Source organism: Pseudomonas sp. W5-01 (genome assembly GCF_046540435.1).
In the GTDB taxonomy this organism is placed as follows: Bacteria; Pseudomonadota; Gammaproteobacteria; order Pseudomonadales; family Pseudomonadaceae; genus Aquipseudomonas; species Aquipseudomonas graminis_B.
In genome coordinates this window covers 716,798-731,806 of the sequence record NZ_JAXCIP010000002.1, presented here as the reverse complement: position 1 = coordinate 731,806, position 15,009 = coordinate 716,798, and the positions used below count along the sequence as shown (strand labels likewise).

At 63.4% G+C, this 15,009-nt stretch carries 13 protein-coding genes, 2 pseudogenes and 2 riboswitches; of the genes and pseudogenes, 7 read left to right on the top strand and 8 right to left on the bottom strand.

What is annotated here, in order from left to right:
- Positions 1-125: 125 nt before the first annotated feature.
- A complete protein-coding gene (gene pnuC, locus SLW75_RS08605; RefSeq protein ID WP_296309595.1) occupies positions 126-689 on the top strand; it encodes a nicotinamide riboside transporter PnuC in 564 nt (187 codons plus the stop codon).
- A gap of 5 nt (positions 690-694) precedes the next feature.
- Positions 695-1,219, top strand: a complete 525-nt coding sequence (locus SLW75_RS08600; protein ID WP_369320065.1) for an AAA family ATPase — start codon at positions 695-697, stop codon at positions 1,217-1,219.
- Between the two features lie 51 nt (positions 1,220-1,270).
- Here the strand turns inward: SLW75_RS08600 and SLW75_RS08595 are convergent.
- Both SLW75_RS08595 and SLW75_RS08590 read right to left on the bottom strand, forming a co-directional pair.
- Positions 1,271-2,182, bottom strand: a pseudogene (locus SLW75_RS08595) (sigma 54-interacting transcriptional regulator); the annotation flags it as partial.
- A gap of 69 nt (positions 2,183-2,251) precedes the next feature.
- Positions 2,252-2,623, bottom strand: a pseudogene (locus tag SLW75_RS08590) (VpsR-related response regulator); the annotation flags it as partial.
- Positions 2,624-3,011: 388 nt separating this feature from the next.
- Between SLW75_RS08590 and SLW75_RS08585 the strand changes: the two are divergent.
- Complete coding sequence (locus SLW75_RS08585; protein WP_065991433.1) at positions 3,012-3,278, top strand: hypothetical protein; 267 nt, start codon at positions 3,012-3,014, stop codon at positions 3,276-3,278.
- A 21-nt stretch (positions 3,279-3,299) separates the two neighbouring features.
- Here SLW75_RS08585 and SLW75_RS08580 read toward each other — a convergent pair whose 3' ends face one another.
- The 4 genes from SLW75_RS08580 to cobW form a co-directional block, all read right to left on the bottom strand.
- Complete coding sequence (locus SLW75_RS08580; RefSeq protein WP_296309608.1) at positions 3,300-3,926, bottom strand: vWA domain-containing protein; 627 nt, start codon at positions 3,924-3,926, stop codon at positions 3,300-3,302.
- A 53-nt stretch (positions 3,927-3,979) separates the two neighbouring features.
- Positions 3,980-5,020, bottom strand: a complete 1,041-nt coding sequence (locus SLW75_RS08575) for an ATP-binding protein (protein ID WP_410934173.1) — start codon at positions 5,018-5,020, stop codon at positions 3,980-3,982.
- Between the two features lie 88 nt (positions 5,021-5,108).
- On the bottom strand, positions 5,109-8,873 hold the full coding sequence (gene cobN, locus SLW75_RS08570) for a cobaltochelatase subunit CobN (RefSeq protein ID WP_410934172.1): 3,765 nt from the start codon (positions 8,871-8,873) through the stop codon (positions 5,109-5,111).
- 2 nt (positions 8,874-8,875) lie between these two features.
- Positions 8,876-9,949 (bottom strand): cobalamin biosynthesis protein CobW, encoded by a 1,074-nt coding sequence (gene cobW, locus SLW75_RS08565; protein ID WP_065991429.1) that lies wholly within the window; start codon positions 9,947-9,949, stop codon positions 8,876-8,878.
- Between the two features lie 126 nt (positions 9,950-10,075).
- A riboswitch (cobalamin riboswitch) is annotated at positions 10,076-10,301 on the bottom strand.
- A 125-nt stretch (positions 10,302-10,426) separates the two neighbouring features.
- Positions 10,427-10,660, top strand: a riboswitch (cobalamin riboswitch).
- Positions 10,661-10,756: 96 nt separating this feature from the next.
- Between cobW and SLW75_RS08560 the strand changes: the two genes are divergently transcribed.
- The 4 genes from SLW75_RS08560 to cobM all read left to right on the top strand — a co-directional run bounded on the left by SLW75_RS08560 (position 10,757) and on the right by cobM (position 13,062).
- Entirely contained in the window at positions 10,757-10,966 is a 210-nt protein-coding gene (locus SLW75_RS08560; protein WP_410934171.1) for a CbtB domain-containing protein, read from the top strand.
- 11 nt (positions 10,967-10,977) lie between these two features.
- Positions 10,978-11,697 carry a CbtA family protein gene (locus SLW75_RS08555; RefSeq protein WP_410934170.1) on the top strand — a complete coding sequence of 240 codons (720 nt, stop codon included), beginning with the start codon at positions 10,978-10,980 and terminating at the stop codon, positions 11,695-11,697.
- Between the two features lie 2 nt (positions 11,698-11,699).
- On the top strand, positions 11,700-12,134 hold the full coding sequence (locus SLW75_RS08550; protein ID WP_410934169.1) for a cobalamin biosynthesis protein: 435 nt from the start codon (positions 11,700-11,702) through the stop codon (positions 12,132-12,134).
- Positions 12,135-12,315: 181 nt separating this feature from the next.
- A complete protein-coding gene (cobM, locus tag SLW75_RS08545) occupies positions 12,316-13,062 on the top strand; it encodes a precorrin-4 C(11)-methyltransferase (RefSeq protein ID WP_410934168.1) in 747 nt (248 codons plus the stop codon).
- 78 nt (positions 13,063-13,140) lie between these two features.
- Here cobM and nfuA read toward each other — a convergent pair whose 3' ends face one another.
- Together nfuA and SLW75_RS08535 are read right to left on the bottom strand one after the other, a co-directional pair.
- Complete coding sequence (nfuA, locus tag SLW75_RS08540) at positions 13,141-13,734, bottom strand: Fe-S biogenesis protein NfuA (protein ID WP_065991425.1); 594 nt, start codon at positions 13,732-13,734, stop codon at positions 13,141-13,143.
- Positions 13,735-13,839: 105 nt separating this feature from the next.
- Positions 13,840-14,859, bottom strand: a complete 1,020-nt coding sequence (locus tag SLW75_RS08535; protein WP_065991424.1) for an acyltransferase family protein — start codon at positions 14,857-14,859, stop codon at positions 13,840-13,842.
- Positions 14,860-15,009 lie beyond the last annotated feature (150 nt).

The window sequence follows — 15,009 nt, the reverse complement described above, 5'->3', positions numbered from 1 at the left end:
GTGCTGCCCAAGCTGTTTTTCTACTGCCTTTTCAGACGCTTCCGACGCATCATCGCGTCCCACCTCGGGCCATAAAGCGCCTACAATCGCCGACCCGTTTTTCCACCGTCTCTTCAGGAGTTGCCATGTCAGGGCTTGAGCTGTTCGCCGCTGCACTCGGTGTCATTGCCGTCTGGCTGACAGTCAAACAGAACCCGTGGTGCTGGCCGATCGGCCTGGTCATGGTGTTGCTCTACACCTGGATCTTCTTCGACGTGAAGCTCTACTCCGACATGCTGTTGCAGGTGGTGTACGCCGTGCTGCAGCTGTATGGCTGGTGGCAGTGGACCCGCCGTGGCGCGGCAGACAACGGCCGCATCGTCACCTCGTTGGGCAGCGGCAGCCTGTTGCTCAGCCTGGTCGCCGGCGCCGTGGTCAGCGTTGTCCTTGGCGCGGCCATGGCCCACTTCACCGACGCCGCGCAACCCTGGCTCGACGCCACACTGACCGGTTACAGCCTGGTCGCGCAGGTCTGGATGGCGCAAAAGCGGGTGCAGTGCTGGCCGCTGTGGATCCTGCTCGACGTGATCTTCGTGGGCCTGTTTCTCTATAAAGCGCTGTACCTCACCGCGGGTCTGTACGCGCTGTTCACCCTGCTCGCCGTGCAGGGCTGGCGCGACTGGCGCGCCGACCCCGCGCTGGCGCGTTGACCGGGATGAAAGTGCTGGTACTCACAGGGCCCGAATCCAGCGGCAAGAGCTGGCTGGCGGAAGAGATTCAGCGGCAGTTCGGCGGCGTACGGGTGGGCGAATACGTGCGGCAGTTCATCGATGAGGTACAGCGGGACACCTGCTACGCCGACATCGACGTCATTGCCCGGGAACAACTGGCCCGTGAGGACGCCGCGCGGTCGCTTAAACCGTCACTGCTGATCCTCGACACCCATTTGCTCAGCAACGTCCTCTGGAGCCGTGCGCTGTTCAACGACTGCCCGGCGTGGATCGAAACCGCCCTCGCCGAGCGCCACTACGATCTGCACCTGCTGCTGTCCCCGGAGGGGGTCGAATGGGTCGGCGACGGTCAGCGTTGCCAGCCAGACCTGGCCGAGCGCCAGGCATTCTTCGAGGCCAGCCGGCAATGGCTGGTGGCCCACGGGCAGCCTTTCGAGGTGATTGGCGGGAGCTGGAGCCACCGCAGTGAGCAAGCACTGCAGCGGGTCAGCCAACTGATCAATGACTGAGAGCCTGCACGCCGGAGGTGAACGCCGGCGGCTGCATCGCGCAAGGCCGGATCAACGAATCTGATGCTTGTGCAGCAGGCGATAGAACGTTGGCCGAGAAATACCGAGCACTTTGGCGGCCACGCTGAGGTTGTCGCTGTGACGAGTCAACACATCACACAGCGCTTGCCGTTCCGCCCGGGACTTGTACTCATCCAGAGTGGCCATGCTGGTGCTGATCTCTTCTTCGCCCAGCAGCCCCAGGTCGAACGCTTCGATCTGCCGCCCTTCCGCTAGCACCAGCCCGCGACGCACCCGGTTCTCCAACTCCCGCACGTTGCCGGGCCAGTCGTGCTTGCCCATGGCAACCAGCGCGTCCTGACTGAAATTGCGTACCCGCCGGCCGGTTTCCCGGCTGTAGAACTGGGCGAAGTGATTGGCCAGCAACGCCAGATCACCGTGCCGCTCGCGCAACGGCGCAGTGCCGACCTGCAACACGTTGAGCCGGTAATACAGGTCTTCGCGAAACCGCTTCATGCGAATCGCCGCTTCCAGATCGACGTGGGTCGCCGCCAGCACGCGCACATCCACCGGGACACGCTCCCCCGCCACTTCAATGTGCCGATCCTGCAGGAACCGCAGCACATTCGCCTGGACCTCCAGGGGCAAATCGCCGATCTCGTCGAGAAACAGGGTGCCGCCATTGGCCTCTTCAATGCGCCCCGTCCTGCGCTGGCGTGTTGCGTCTCCCGCGTCGGCGGTGCCGAACAACTCTTCCTGCAGCCATTGCTCCGACATCGCCCCGCAGTTGACCGAAATGAAGGGTTGCTCGCGGCGCTGGGACTGAGCATGCAGCGTGCGTGCGATCAACTCCTTGCCCGTCCCGCCTTCGCCACGGATCAGCACCGGTGATTCGGTGGGCGCCAGCTTGCTCAGCAATCGGCGCAACTCGCGCATCGGCCGGCTTTCCCCCAGCAATTGCTGGCCAGGGTTCTCTCCAAAGGGGGCGCCTTTGCCATAACCGCCACCGCCGGCAACGCTGGCGCCTTTGGCACGCAGCCGCGCCATGCCGTAGGCGCGCCCCAGCGTGATCTGCACGCGGGCGACGTCGAAGGGCAAGGTATGGAAATCGAAGAACCACTCACAGACAAAATCACCGATGTGCTCGCGGCGCAGGTCCTCGCTGGTCAGCACGGCGATCCATTCGGTGTTGCTTCGGGAGATGAGAGACTTGACCACTTCAGGGTGTTCGAAATGCTCGGGCAGCAGGCGGATGAGGCCAACGTCACAGGGACGCAACGCGGCCTCTTCAAGGGTGCAGCTGTCGACATCCCACCCGGCAATGCGCAGGCCGGGGACCAGTTGCAGACATTCCTCGCACGGTTCGACGATCAGCAGGCGGCGTATGGAGGCCAGATCATGCATGTGAGTTTCCTTGGCGCCGGGGTCGCGTAGTGATCCATGGAGAAAACATTCTTATAAACAGTGCCTTGTGAAGGCCGATTGACACCATAGCAAGGTTTCTGACGCCCCCTTGGATCGATTCTGTATAAGCCTAAGATCGAAACGTGCTTAGCGTTTACGTGCACCATCAAGCGCGCTTGGCAGTGAAGAACCTGGCCTCGCAGGAGTTTGGCTCAGGCGCGGCAAGGAAGCGCGGCAAAAGTGCCGCTTAAAATAAATCAAGAAATTTCAAAATGGGTGTGACTCAGCCCTGGGGGACGGTCATCAGTACAAGTAGCAACACCAGACGCCACCGAGCGAAACGCCCGCCGCCGGTGCACAACGTACACGGGCACTTTGAGGACAGTCCATGAACGCCCCCTTGCGCTTCAACGATGCTTTGCTGATTGCCGGTCACGCCTTTGAACCGTTCCAGTGCGTGGCCTGGGCCCCACAGGATGGCAACGGCGAACTGAGCCTCACCGTCATCGACCGCACCAGCACCCGCATTGGCCGCAAGCAGATCCCCAGCAGCGCCTATTCCGATCCGAAGCAACTGGCGCAGTTTCTCGAACAGGCCCGGGCTGAAATCAGCGGCGAAGGCTACAGCCTCGAGCCGTGGACCATGCCCGCCTGAGACCCGAACGACGACGTGCGCTCAGCACTCGTCGATGTGGCGGTAGTCAGCGTTGAGTTGCACGGCGATGTCCCGGGCGCGGCCCAGCCGTATGGGCCCACGCTCGATGTCGATCAGCAGCACGGGGCCGCTGAACAAGGGAAGCGGCTGCGCCGGTCGTGTTGACAGCGCCGGTATGTCCTTGACCCGCCCGTCAGTGAGAATCAGCACCCGTTGCTGTTCCGCCGGGCAGCGCTTGTGCCGTTTTGCGGACCAGTCAGCCGCCTGATTGATCGCATCCCACAGCGGCGTGCCGCCTCCAGCGCCCAATGCATCGAGCCACGGCTGCAACCCGGCGCTGGCTTTCAGGCCCTGATGCTGCCAGCGCGCGCCGGTGCCGCTGGCGGTGAGCAAGGCCAGTCTGGCGCGCTGCCGATACGCATCATCGAACAACCCCGCCAACAAACCCTTTGCCTGACTCAACGCGTGATTGCGCCGGGTCGACGCCGACGCGTCGACGATCACCAGCCAGAGCTGCTCCGGCCGGCGACTGCGGGGCTGATGCACCAGATCGCTGCGAACCCGGGGGCGGCCACGGAGCAAGGTGGGCAGCCAGGCAATCGCGCCTTCTGCACCCGCGCGGGCCGCGCCGTTTCGGCCGCCGCCCAGTGCACCCGGTCGAGGGCTGGCATTCGCCCCCTTCGACAACCGGGGGCGAATGCCTAGGGCTTTTTTGGCCAGCGGGGCACTTCTTTGCGGTGACCCGTCTGCACGGTGCGGGCAGGCAACTCACCCCAACTGCCCTCGCCTGTTTCCGGCGATTCAGGTTGCGGCGGAGCACCGTCATCGGGTTTCGGCGGGGGTTGTTGTGATGGCGCAGGCGGCTGGGATTGCGGTTGTTGGGGCGGTTGCGGTTCGCGACGACGGTGACGCAGCGCAAAGTCGGCCACGGCGTCGATGTCCGCCTCGGTGATATGCGCAGCGCCGCGCCAGGCAGCATGGGCACGGGCCGCGCGCAACCAGACCAGGTCCGCTCGCATACCGTCGACCCCGGCGGCAAAACAGCGCTCGGTGATCAGGCCCAGACTGGCATCATCCAGTTCAATGCTCGGCAACAGCCCCCGCGCGCTTTCACAACGGGTCTGCAACGCCAGCTGTTGCGGGGCCCATTGCTGACAGAAGGCTTCGGGCGCGGCGTCGAAATCCAGCCGACGGCGAATGATCTGCCCGCGCTGTTGCGGCATTGTCTGCCCGCTCAACGCCACGTTCAGGCCGAAACGGTCAAGCAGTTGCGGGCGCAGTTCGCCTTCTTCCGGGTTCATGGTGCCGATCAGCACAAAGCGCGCGGCGTGGCGATGGGAAATGCCATCGCGCTCCACCAGATTGACCCCGCTGGCGGCGACGTCCAGCAGCAAGTCGACCAAGTGGTCCGGCAGCAGGTTGACTTCATCGACGTACAGCACGCCGCCGTCCGCCTTGGCCAGGACCCCCGGCGAGAACGCCGCGCGGCCCTCGCCCAACGCGGCGTCAAGGTCGAGCGTGCCGACCAGGCGTTCTTCCGTAGCGCCCAGGGGCAGTGTGACGAACTGACCGCTGGCCAGTAAATCGGCGAGCCCTCGGGCTAGGGTCGATTTCGCCATGCCCCGCGGGCCCTCGATCAGCACGCCACCGATTTTCGGGTCGATGGCGGTCAGGCACAGGGCGAGCTTCAGGTCATCGGCACCGACGACGGCGGCCAAGGGGAAATGAGGGGTGTCGGTCATGTTCGATTCTCGTCAAGCCGCGGGGCAGTCATGTGGTTCAAGCCGGTCAGGGGCCTTCGCAGGCTGCCCGGCAGGCGCTCTTCCAAGGTCATGACTCTTCGATGTCCAGCAACAGGTTCTCCAGCGCTTCGCGGTACTCGCCCGGTTCCTGCCACAAGCCGCGCTGCTGCGCTTCGAGCATGCGCTCGGTCATGTCCCGCAACGCGTCAGGATTGTGCTGCTGGATGAAATCGCGGGTCGAGGCGTCCAGCAGATAGGCATCGGCCAGCAGCGCGTATTGGTGATCGTCGATCAACTCGGTGGTGGCGTCGAAGGCGAACAGGAAATCCACCGTTGCCGCCATCTCGAATGCGCCCTTGTAGCCGTGGCGTTTGACCCCTTCGATCCACTTCGGATTGGCCGCCCGCGAGCGCACCACCCGGTTGAGTTCTTCCTTGAGCGTGCGGATCTTCGGCAGATCGGGCTGGCTGTGGTCGCCGTGGTAACTGGCGACTTTTGCGCCGGACAGGCTTTCCACCGCCGCCAGCATGCCACCCTGGAACTGGTAGTAATCGTTGGAATCGAGCAGGTCGTGTTCGCGGTTGTCCTGATTCTGCAGCACCGCCTGGACCTGGCTGAGCCGCTTGGCAAAACCGTCACGGGCGGGCGTGCCTTCGTCGCTGCCGCCGTAGGCATAGCCGCCCCAGTTCAGGTAAACCTCGGCGAGGTCGTCGCGGCTCTGCCACAAGCGTCCGTCGATAGCGTTCTGCACCCCCGCGCCATACGCTCCGGGCTTGGCGCCGAAGACGCGCCAGCCGGCCTGCTTCGCCGCTTGCTCGGCATCCAGGCCGTCACGCAGCAATTGCTCGCGCTCCTGGCGCACGCGGGCGGCCAGCGGGTTCATTTCATCGGGCTCGTCCAGTGCTGCAACGGCCTGCACCGCCGCATCGAACAAGCGGATGAGGTTGGCGAACGCATCACGAAAGAACCCGGAAACCCGCAGGGTCACGTCAACCCGAGGCCGATCAAGCAGGCTCAGGGGCAGGATTTCGAAATCATCGACGCGCTGACTGCCCGTCCCCCACACCGGCCGCACGCCCATCAGGGCCATGGCCTGGGCGATGTCGTCACCGCCAGTGCGCATGGTTGCCGTGCCCCAGACCGAGAGCCCGAGTTGACGTAAATAATCACCATGGTCCTGTAAGTGCCTCTCCAGCAACAGGTTTGCCGACTGGAAGCCAATGCGCCAAGCGGTCATGGTCGGAAGATTACGGACGTCCACGGAGAAGAAGTTGCGCCCGGTGGGCAGCACGTCCAGCCGTCCGCGACTGGGGGCGCCGCTCGGGCCGGCGGGGACAAAGCGTCCGCTCAGCGCGCCAAGGAGGTTGGCCATCTCGGCCGGACCGCACGCGTCAAGGCGCGGAATCACTACCTCATGCAGAGACTCAACAACCTCCGACAAGCCTTTGTTTTCAAAGCTATTAATCACCTCGAATCCAGCGGCAATCTGCTGAATCATCTGCGCAGCCAGCAGCTCCAGTCGCTCGCGGGTGTCACCCGTGGTACGCCAGGGTTCAGCGCTGACCTCATGTAATACCTGAGGTTTATCGCCGGTCCACGGCGCGCCGAGGTCACAGTCCAGCGGGTCGAAATCCAGCGCCAGCGCCTGACTCAAGGCGCGCAACAGGCTCGCCTGACCGCCGCGACCATCACCGCGAGGCACGCGCACCATCGCCAGCAGCGTGTCGATGCGCAGCCGGCCCGTGGGCGACTCGCCAAACACGTGCAGCCCGTCGCGGATCTGCGATTCCTTCAGGTCACACAGATAGGTGTCCAGACGCGGCAGCCACACGGCGGCGTCTTCGTCGCTATTGGCATCCCCGTCCATCGACAGTTCGCGGTCGATATGGGTCTCGCGCACCAGCCTGAGAATGTCTTTCTGCAACTCACGTGCACGGCGCGGATCGAGCAGTTGCGCTTCGTAATATTCGTCTGCCAGCAGTTCAAGGTCGCGCAACGGACCGTAGGTTTCGGCGCGGGTCAGCGGCGGCATCAAGTGATCGATGATCACCGCCTGGGTGCGGCGCTTGGCCTGGGCGCCCTCGCCCGGATCGTTGACGATGAACGGGTAGATATTCGGCATCGGGCCGAGGATCGCATCCGGCCAGCAGTGCTCGGACAGACCGACGCCTTTGCCCGGCAGCCACTCCAGATTGCCGTGCTTGCCGACATGGATGACGGCGTGGGCGCCATAGCGTTTGCGCAGCCAAAAGTAGAACGCCAGGTAACCGTGGGGCGGCACCAAGTCGGGGTCGTGATACACCGCGCTGTGGTCCACGTTGTAACCCCGCGCCGGTTGAATCCCGACGAAGGTCATGCCGAAACGCAAGCCGGCAATCATCATCCGCCCGTCGCGGCACATGGGATCGGTGTCAGGAGCGCCCCATCGCGCGATGACCGCATCGCGATTGGCCTCGGGCAATGCCTGAAACGCGGCCAGGTACTCGTCCATGGCCATGCTCTGGTGGCAAGGCCGCTGATCGAGGCTGTCCGGGTCATTGGTGACGCCGCCGAGCAAGGCATGAATCAGCGCTGTGCCCGATTCAGGCAGACCCTCGACCGGGTAACCCTCGGCCTGCATGGCGTTGAGGATGTTCAGCGCGGCGGCTGGCGTGTCGAGGCCGACGCCATTGCCAATGCGCCCGTCGCGTGTCGGGTAGTTGGCGAGAATCAGCGCCACACGCTTGTCAGTGTTGGCCGTACGGGCCAGCAGCACCCAGCGCCGGGCCAGTTCGGCGACGAAATCCATGCGTCCCGGCTGGGCGCGGTAGCAGACCACGTCGGACTGGCTGCGCTCGCTGTGCCAGGCCAGGTCCTTGAAGCTGATCGGCCGGCTGATGATGCGCCCGTCCAGTTCCGGCAGCGCGATGTGCATGGCCAGATCCCGGGAGCCCAAGCCCTGGGCGCTGGCCTGCCAGGCCGGTTCGTTGTCCTGGGCGCAAATGGCCTGAATGACCGGGATATCCCGGCGAAACGGCCGCACGTCCGGCGCTTCCGGACTGGATTGAGCAAAGCCGGTGGTGTTGAGAATGACCTCGCAATCCACCTCATCGAGCCAGTCCTGCAGCGCGGTCATGCAACCGGCTTCCTTGAGGCTGGCGACCGCAATCGGCAACGGGTTCAAGCCCTGGGCCGACAAGCGCTCGCAGAACACATCAATGAAACCGGTGTTCGCCGCTTGCAGGTGGGAGCGATAGAACAACACCGCAGCCACCGGCTGGTCCGCGCGCCAGTCGGCCTGCCAGCGAGCCAGGTCGGCGTTGGGGTTCTGCGGGTGATAAATCACGGTGCGCGGCAGGGTTTGCGGCTCGGCCCAGGGATAGTCACCGCCCAGCCAGCGCGTGGCGATGAAGCTGAACAGCGATAGAGCGTTGTGCTTGCCGCCCTGGCGCAGGTAGTGCCAGAGCCGCTCGCGGTCTTCGGCGGATTCGGTGCTCAGGCCGCTTAGCTCGGGGTCCGGCCGATCACAGCCGGGCACCAGAATCAGCTTGACGCCCTTCGCCGCCAGCTCCACCAACCGCTCGACGCCGTAACGCCAGTAGCCGATGCCGCCGTGCAGGGAAATCAGGATGACCTTGGCGTGGCGAAGCACTTCGTCGACGTACAAATCCACCGAGGCATGGTTCTGCACCTGCATGGGATTGGCCAGGCGCAGGCTCGGGTAATCGTCCGGCAGTTGCTGCGCGACTTCAGCCAGCAACGCCAGGTTTGAGTCGGCGCTGCACAGGATCACCAGCTCGGCGGGCGTCTGGCCCAGGTCAGCGATGCTGTCGTCGGGAACGAAGCCGCCGGGCTGTGTACGCAGCAGGTGCATGGTTAGCCTTTGATCGCGGAAACGGCAGCGCGCAATTGCGCTTCAAGAACGCCCGCGTCCAGTTCCTGGCCGATCAGCACCAGGTGGGTTTCGCGGGTTTCGTCTGACTTCCAGGCGCGGTCGAAATGCTTGTCGAACCGGGTGCCGACGCCTTGCACCAGCAGGCGCATGGGTTTGCCGGGAATGGCAGCGAAGCCTTTGACCCGCAGGATGCCGTGCTGGACGACGGCCTGGGTCAGCGCGTCGAGCAACAGCGATTCATCGGCCTGGGGCAGCGTGATGGAGATCGAGTCGAAGGCGTCGTGGTCGTGATCATCCGGATCGTCGCCTTCGTGGTGATCGTGGTGGGTCTTGCGGCCATCGATGTGCAGCTCGGACTCAGCGCCCAGGCCCAGCAACACACTGATCGGCAGCTGGCCCCGGTTCGCTTCGACGATCTTCACCGCTGGCGGCAGTTCTTCGGCGACCTCCGCGCGCACGGCGGCCAGTGCGTCCGCGTCGAGCATGTCGGCCTTGTTCAGCACGACGAGGTCGGCGCTTGCCAGTTGGTCGGCGAACAGCTCATGCAACGGCGATTCGTGGTCCAGGTTCGGGTCGAGTTTGCGCTGGGCGTCGACCTGATCCGGGAACGCAGCGAAGGTGCCGGCGACCACGGCCGGGCTGTCGACCACGGTGATCACGGCGTCGACGGTGCAGGCGTTGCGGATTTCCGGCCACTGGAAGGCTTGCACAAGCGGCTTCGGCAGGGCCAGGCCCGAGGTTTCGATGAGGATGTGATCGAGGTCGCCGCGACGGGCGACCAGTTCCTGCATCACCGGGAAGAACTCTTCTTGAACGGTGCAGCACAGGCAGCCGTTGGCCAGTTCGTAGACGCGACCGACGGCTTCTTCTTCCGAGCAGCCGATGGTGCATTGCTTGAGGATGTCCCCGTCGATGCCCAGCTCGCCGAACTCATTGACGATGACGGCGATGCGACGGCCTTCGGCGTTGTCGAGCATGTGCCGCAGCAAGGTGGTTTTGCCCGAGCCGAGAAAGCCGGTGACGATGGTGACGGGAAGTTTGGCCAGTGTTTTCATCGGTTGCCCTCAGGCATGCGGCGGGGCAACGAGGACGAAAACAGCGCAGGCCGGCAGAAACAGGCGCGCGGTTCGATTCGCCACCGGATCACCCCGCCCGGTTGTAGTGGAATTCCTCGGCCGCTCGCAGGCGGTCCGATTCGAGGCAGGTCTCCTGGCTCACGGCGGCCGGTCGCTGACAGGCATCGTCAGGCGACTGGCATTCATTGCGCCTTCCCGCTCGCGCAGTGGCTGTGCAATGAAGCGGTCCGTTTACAGTTGCGGGGGCAGCTGCGGCGTGAAACCGCATTCCCTTCTTAGCGCCGGTGGCTTTCATAAAAGCGGCCGACGAACCTCAAGTGCGCAAGGCTACGCAGTGACCGCAGGCCGGTCAATCGCGCCGTTGCAATGATTGCCGCGCCAATTGACGCACCGATCGCTGCATCGATTGACATGCCGACTGACGGGTCGATTGACGCGCCAAACAGCCCGTGGTCTCCTACACACCTTGTTACGGGTGCCCTTCACAGGGTGAAACGGGAAACCGGTGCGTGCAGAACTTAGGGTGTGCATAAGTCCGGTGCTGCCCCCGCAACGGTAAGCGAGTGAAGAGTCAGATCCACTGTATCCACAGCGATATGGGAAGGCGATTCTTGAAGGCGCGACGGCTGTGAAGGCCGTTGCATGTGCCCCTCGCGAGCCCGGAGACCGGCCCGACAACGTTATATAACAACCCGCGGTGGGCGGGCGCTGTTGAGCACTGCCGGCATTCGCCTGCGGTGTCTTCGCGCCTTTCCGTCCGCTGAATCCACATCAGAGGGAAGCGCCATGTCCACCAGCACACCCCGCCAGACGTCCGGCACCACCACACACACCACGACGGCCGTTGCGAGCACGCAAAGCCAGCGCCTTGTCGCCGCCGTCAGCGCGATGTTTCTCGGTGCGTTTCTGGTGTACTTCGCCGGCTTCTCCCACATCGATGCGGTGCATAACGCAGCACACGACACCCGTCACAGCTCCGCCTTCCCGTGCCACTGAGACCTGCCGCCATGTTCAAGCGAATCGCGCAAACGGCCGGGTTCACCGGACTGCTGGCCGCCCTGTTGTTGACGTTGCTGCAGAGCTTCTCGGTGGCGCCACTGATCCTGCAGGCGGAGACCTACGAAAAGGCCCCGACCACTGAGATCCACGAGCACGCCGAGGGTGCGATGGCCGGCCACGTCCATGACGCCGAAGCCTGGGAGCCGGAAGACGGCTGGCAGCGTGTGCTGTCCACCACTGGCGGCAATCTGGTGGTCGCGGTCGGTTTCGCCTTGATGCTGGCCGCGCTGTACACCCTGCGCACGCCGGCAAGTGCGCGCGAAGGAGTGCTGTGGGGGTTGGCCGGTTATGCGGTGTTTGTGCTGGCGCCGACCCTCGGTTTGCCGCCCGAACTGCCCGGCACCGTCGCGGCGGACCTGACCCAGCGGCAGATCTGGTGGGTCGGCACCGCTGCGTCCACGGCTGCGGGCCTGGCGCTGATGGTATTTGCCAGACACTGGCTGCTGAAGGTCATGGGCGCGGTGATTCTGGTGGTGCCGCACATGGTCGGCGCGCCGCAACCGGCGGTCCATTCGGCACTTGCGCCGGAAGCCCTTGAAGCGCAGTTCAAGATTGCGTCGCTGCTGACCAATGCCGTGTTCTGGATCGCCTTGGGCTGGATCAGCGCCTGGCTGTTTCGTCGCAGTGAAACGCCTGCGGCGCACACGGGTCTGAACCCCGCGCTGTGACCGTGAATGACTCGTGCGACCGACCGCTGTGGGTGGTCGGCCTGGGCTGTCAGCGCGGATGCTCGGCGCTGGAGCTTCGGCAACTGATAGAGGATGGTTTGCGGGAGTGTCAGCTGGCCCCGGCAGACATTGCTGCCCTGGCGTCGATTGATGGCAAAGCCGATGAAGCGGGGTTGCTGGAACTGGGTCATGGGCTGGGCCTGACGGTAGGGTTCTTCAGCGCAGGTGACCTGGCGGCTTACGAGGATCAGCTCAGCCATCGATCCGAGATCGCCTTTGAACGCACAGGTTGCTACGGCGTGGCGGAAAGCGCCGCGTTGGCCATGGTGACGCGGTTGACCGGCTCGCCGGCGACATTGGTCATCCCCCGCCGAAAATGTCCCCATGCGACATTTGCATTGGCAACCGCAACCGGCAGGGCGAGCGCAACCTCTTAGGACCGGCTCAAATTGTGGACCGGCTTCAGCCGGGAAAGCGTCAAGCGTCACACTGCAAATATGAGGGTGTACATGCAGGCCCCTTACCGGCTAAAGCCGGTCCTACAGAAGTAGGCCGCGTGCATTCAGCGACAAGCATCCGGCGAACCATCGTTCAAATGAATTCCAATCAGGACACCCCATGACCGTTTTTTTCATCGGCGCCGGCCCCGGCGATCCAGACCTGATCACTGTCAAAGGCCAGCGGCTGATCCGCGCCTGCCCGGTGATTATCTACGCCGGCTCGCTGGTTCCTGAGGCGGTGCTGGAGGGGCATCAGGCGGTTCAGGTGACCAACAGCGCTTCACTGCACCTGGAGCAGATCATCGAGCTGATGAAATCCGCTCATGCACAAGGGCATGACGTGGCGCGGGTGCATTCCGGCGATCCGAGTCTCTATGGCGCGATCGGCGAGCAAATCCGTTGCCTGCGCGCGCTGCAGATCCCCTTCGAAATCATCCCCGGCGTCACCGCCACCGCTGCGTGCGCCGCGCTGTTGGGCACCGAGCTGACGCTGCCGGACATTTCCCAGAGCGTGATCCTGACCCGCTACGCCGACAAAACCAACATGCCCGAAGGCGAAAGCCTCGGCGATCTGGCGCGGCATCAAGCGACCATGGCGATTCATCTGGGGGTCAATAACCTGGGCAAGATCGTCGCCGAGCTGACACCGCACTATGGCGCGGACTGCCCCATTGCCGTGGTGCATCGCGCCAGTTGGTCGGACCAGGACTGGGTCACCGGCACACTGGCGGACATTGAGGAAAAGGTGCGGATCAAGGGATTCCGCCGCACCGCGCTGATTCTGGTAGGCAGAGTGCTGGGCAACGACGTGTTCAGTGAATCCTCGCTGTATCGCGCCGGCCACGCCCATGTGTTCAGGGCTTAGCCTGCGCCCTCACCCTTACCGAGCGCCCATAAAAAAGCCCCGAACGCGTCGGGGCCTTGCCTGCAACACAATCACTTCTCAGTAATACGCGTTTTCTTTCTGGGTGTGGTCGGTCACGTCACGCACACCGGTCAGCTCGGGGATGCGCTCCAGCAGCGTGCGCTCGATGCCTTCCTTCAGCGTCACGTCCGCCTGACCACAACCCTGGCAACCACCGCCGAACTGAAGAATGGCGACGTTCGCCTCCTCCTCTTCAACAACCTCGATCAAGGTGACCTGGCCGCCATGACTGGCGAGACCCGGGTTGATCTCGGTTTGCAGGTAGTAATTGATGCGTTCGTTGATCGGGCTGTCGGCGTTGACCATCGGCACTTTGGCGTTAGGCGCCTTGATAGTGAGCTGGCCGCCCATGCGATCGGTGGCGTAATCGACAACGGCGTCGTCCAGAAACGCTTCGCTGAACGCGTCGATCCAGGCGGTGAAGCTTTTCAGGCCGATGGCCGTGTCTTCGGGTTTTTCTTCGCCTGGCTTGCAGTAGGCAATGCAGGTTTCAGCGTATTGGGTGCCAGGCTGGGTAATAAACACGCGGATGCCGATGCCGGGCGTGTTCTGCTTTTCCAGCAGATCGGCCAGGTAATCGTGGGCGGCATCGGTAATCGTAATAGCGGTCATGAAAATTCCTCGCAGACGTGGGGCGCAGTTTACGCCAATCAACTGCGCCTGACAAAGCCCTAGTGTTTTAGTCGGGTAAGTGACCCGACCGCTACCCGGTGTCTGTCAGGACAGCGCCGCCTCCTTGCTTGCCCGTCTCTGGTCCAGCCAGCCTTTCATGCGGCGGTACAAGCCCTTCTCGATCCATTCATAACTGAGCCACGCGCCGAGCGCGATGACCGGTACGCACACCGCAAACACCAGATACGGGTTCAGGCCGTAACGCTCACTGACCAGCCATCCCGCATACAGGACCAGCACATGGAGCAAGTACACCGAGTACGAGCAGTCGCCCATGGTCTTCAGCAGGCGATAGTTGCGCAGATAGGGTTCGAGGGAGATGCAGGCGACCACGATCACCGCACTCGGCAGGCCCCAGTTGATAATGCGCGGCGCCGGTTGCAGATGGTCGATGGTGAACAGCGCAGCGCCAATGGCCAGCAACGGCAGCCACAACCGCTCACTGATCCAGCCCCGGCGATACATCACACCCACGAAAATGCCGAGCAGGAACTCATAGACGATGTCATTGGCGTAGAACCGGCTGACCAGCCCCGAACGACCCAGCACGTCGGTGATGGCAAACAGCGCCGCCGCGAGAATCAACGGGCGCAGACGCTGTTGGAACAGGAACACCATCGAGAACAGCACGTAGAACAGCATTTCGTAGTTAAGCGTCCAGCCCACGTTGAGGGTGGGATAGAGGCCGTAGCCGCCCGGGTTTTCCGAGGGTATGAACAACAGCGACAGCACAAAGCTTTGCCAGTCGACGACCTGGTGGGGCAGCAGCGGCTGAGCGACAACCACCAGCAGGCCCATCACCAGGGTGTACAGCCAATACGCCGGGACGATGCGAATGACACGGTTGAGCATGAAGCGGCCGGCGGGAATGTCCTTGTCTACGGTTGACAGGTAGATGACCAGACCGCTGATGACGAAAAAAATGTCGACGCCAACGGCGCCTTTTTCAGTGAAAAAACGGCCGACCGGCCCACTCGGATGGAAGTCGAAAAATATCTGCATGAAGTGGTGACACACAACAGCCCACGCGGCGAGTGCCCGCAGGGCCTGAACCGAAATCAACATCTGCAACCTCTTGCTTCGTCTGGATTGACCTTCGCTGCCACGCCCGAAAAGGCAAGGTGTCGAAGAGCGACTCCCAAGGTCGGACTTCATAAGTTGCGAAAAGGTTCGGCGTCACTGACGGGCTGCATAATGGCTGCGCGCCATGTTTTA

Excerpts from the sequence above, each read along its gene's own strand:
- SLW75_RS08535 (WP_065991424.1), bottom strand. The coding sequence starts at position 14,859 with ATGTTGATTTCGGTTCAGGCCCTGCGGGCACTCGCCGCGTGGGCTGTT.
- SLW75_RS08600 (WP_369320065.1), top strand. The coding sequence starts at position 695 with ATGAAAGTGCTGGTACTCACAGGGCCCGAATCCAGCGGCAAGAGCTGG.
- pnuC (WP_296309595.1), top strand. The coding sequence starts at position 126 with ATGTCAGGGCTTGAGCTGTTCGCCGCTGCACTCGGTGTCATTGCCGTC.
- cobM (WP_410934168.1), top strand. The coding sequence starts at position 12,316 with ATGACCGTTTTTTTCATCGGCGCCGGCCCCGGCGATCCAGACCTGATC.
- SLW75_RS08555 (WP_410934170.1), top strand. The coding sequence starts at position 10,978 with ATGTTCAAGCGAATCGCGCAAACGGCCGGGTTCACCGGACTGCTGGCC.
- SLW75_RS08575 (WP_410934173.1), bottom strand. The coding sequence starts at position 5,020 with ATGACCGACACCCCTCATTTCCCCTTGGCCGCCGTCGTCGGTGCCGAT.
- SLW75_RS08560 (WP_410934171.1), top strand. The coding sequence starts at position 10,757 with ATGTCCACCAGCACACCCCGCCAGACGTCCGGCACCACCACACACACC.
- cobN (WP_410934172.1), bottom strand. The coding sequence starts at position 8,873 with ATGCACCTGCTGCGTACACAGCCCGGCGGCTTCGTTCCCGACGACAGC.
- nfuA (WP_065991425.1), bottom strand. The coding sequence starts at position 13,734 with ATGACCGCTATTACGATTACCGATGCCGCCCACGATTACCTGGCCGAT.
- SLW75_RS08585 (WP_065991433.1), top strand. The coding sequence starts at position 3,012 with ATGAACGCCCCCTTGCGCTTCAACGATGCTTTGCTGATTGCCGGTCAC.
- cobW (WP_065991429.1), bottom strand. The coding sequence starts at position 9,949 with ATGAAAACACTGGCCAAACTTCCCGTCACCATCGTCACCGGCTTTCTC.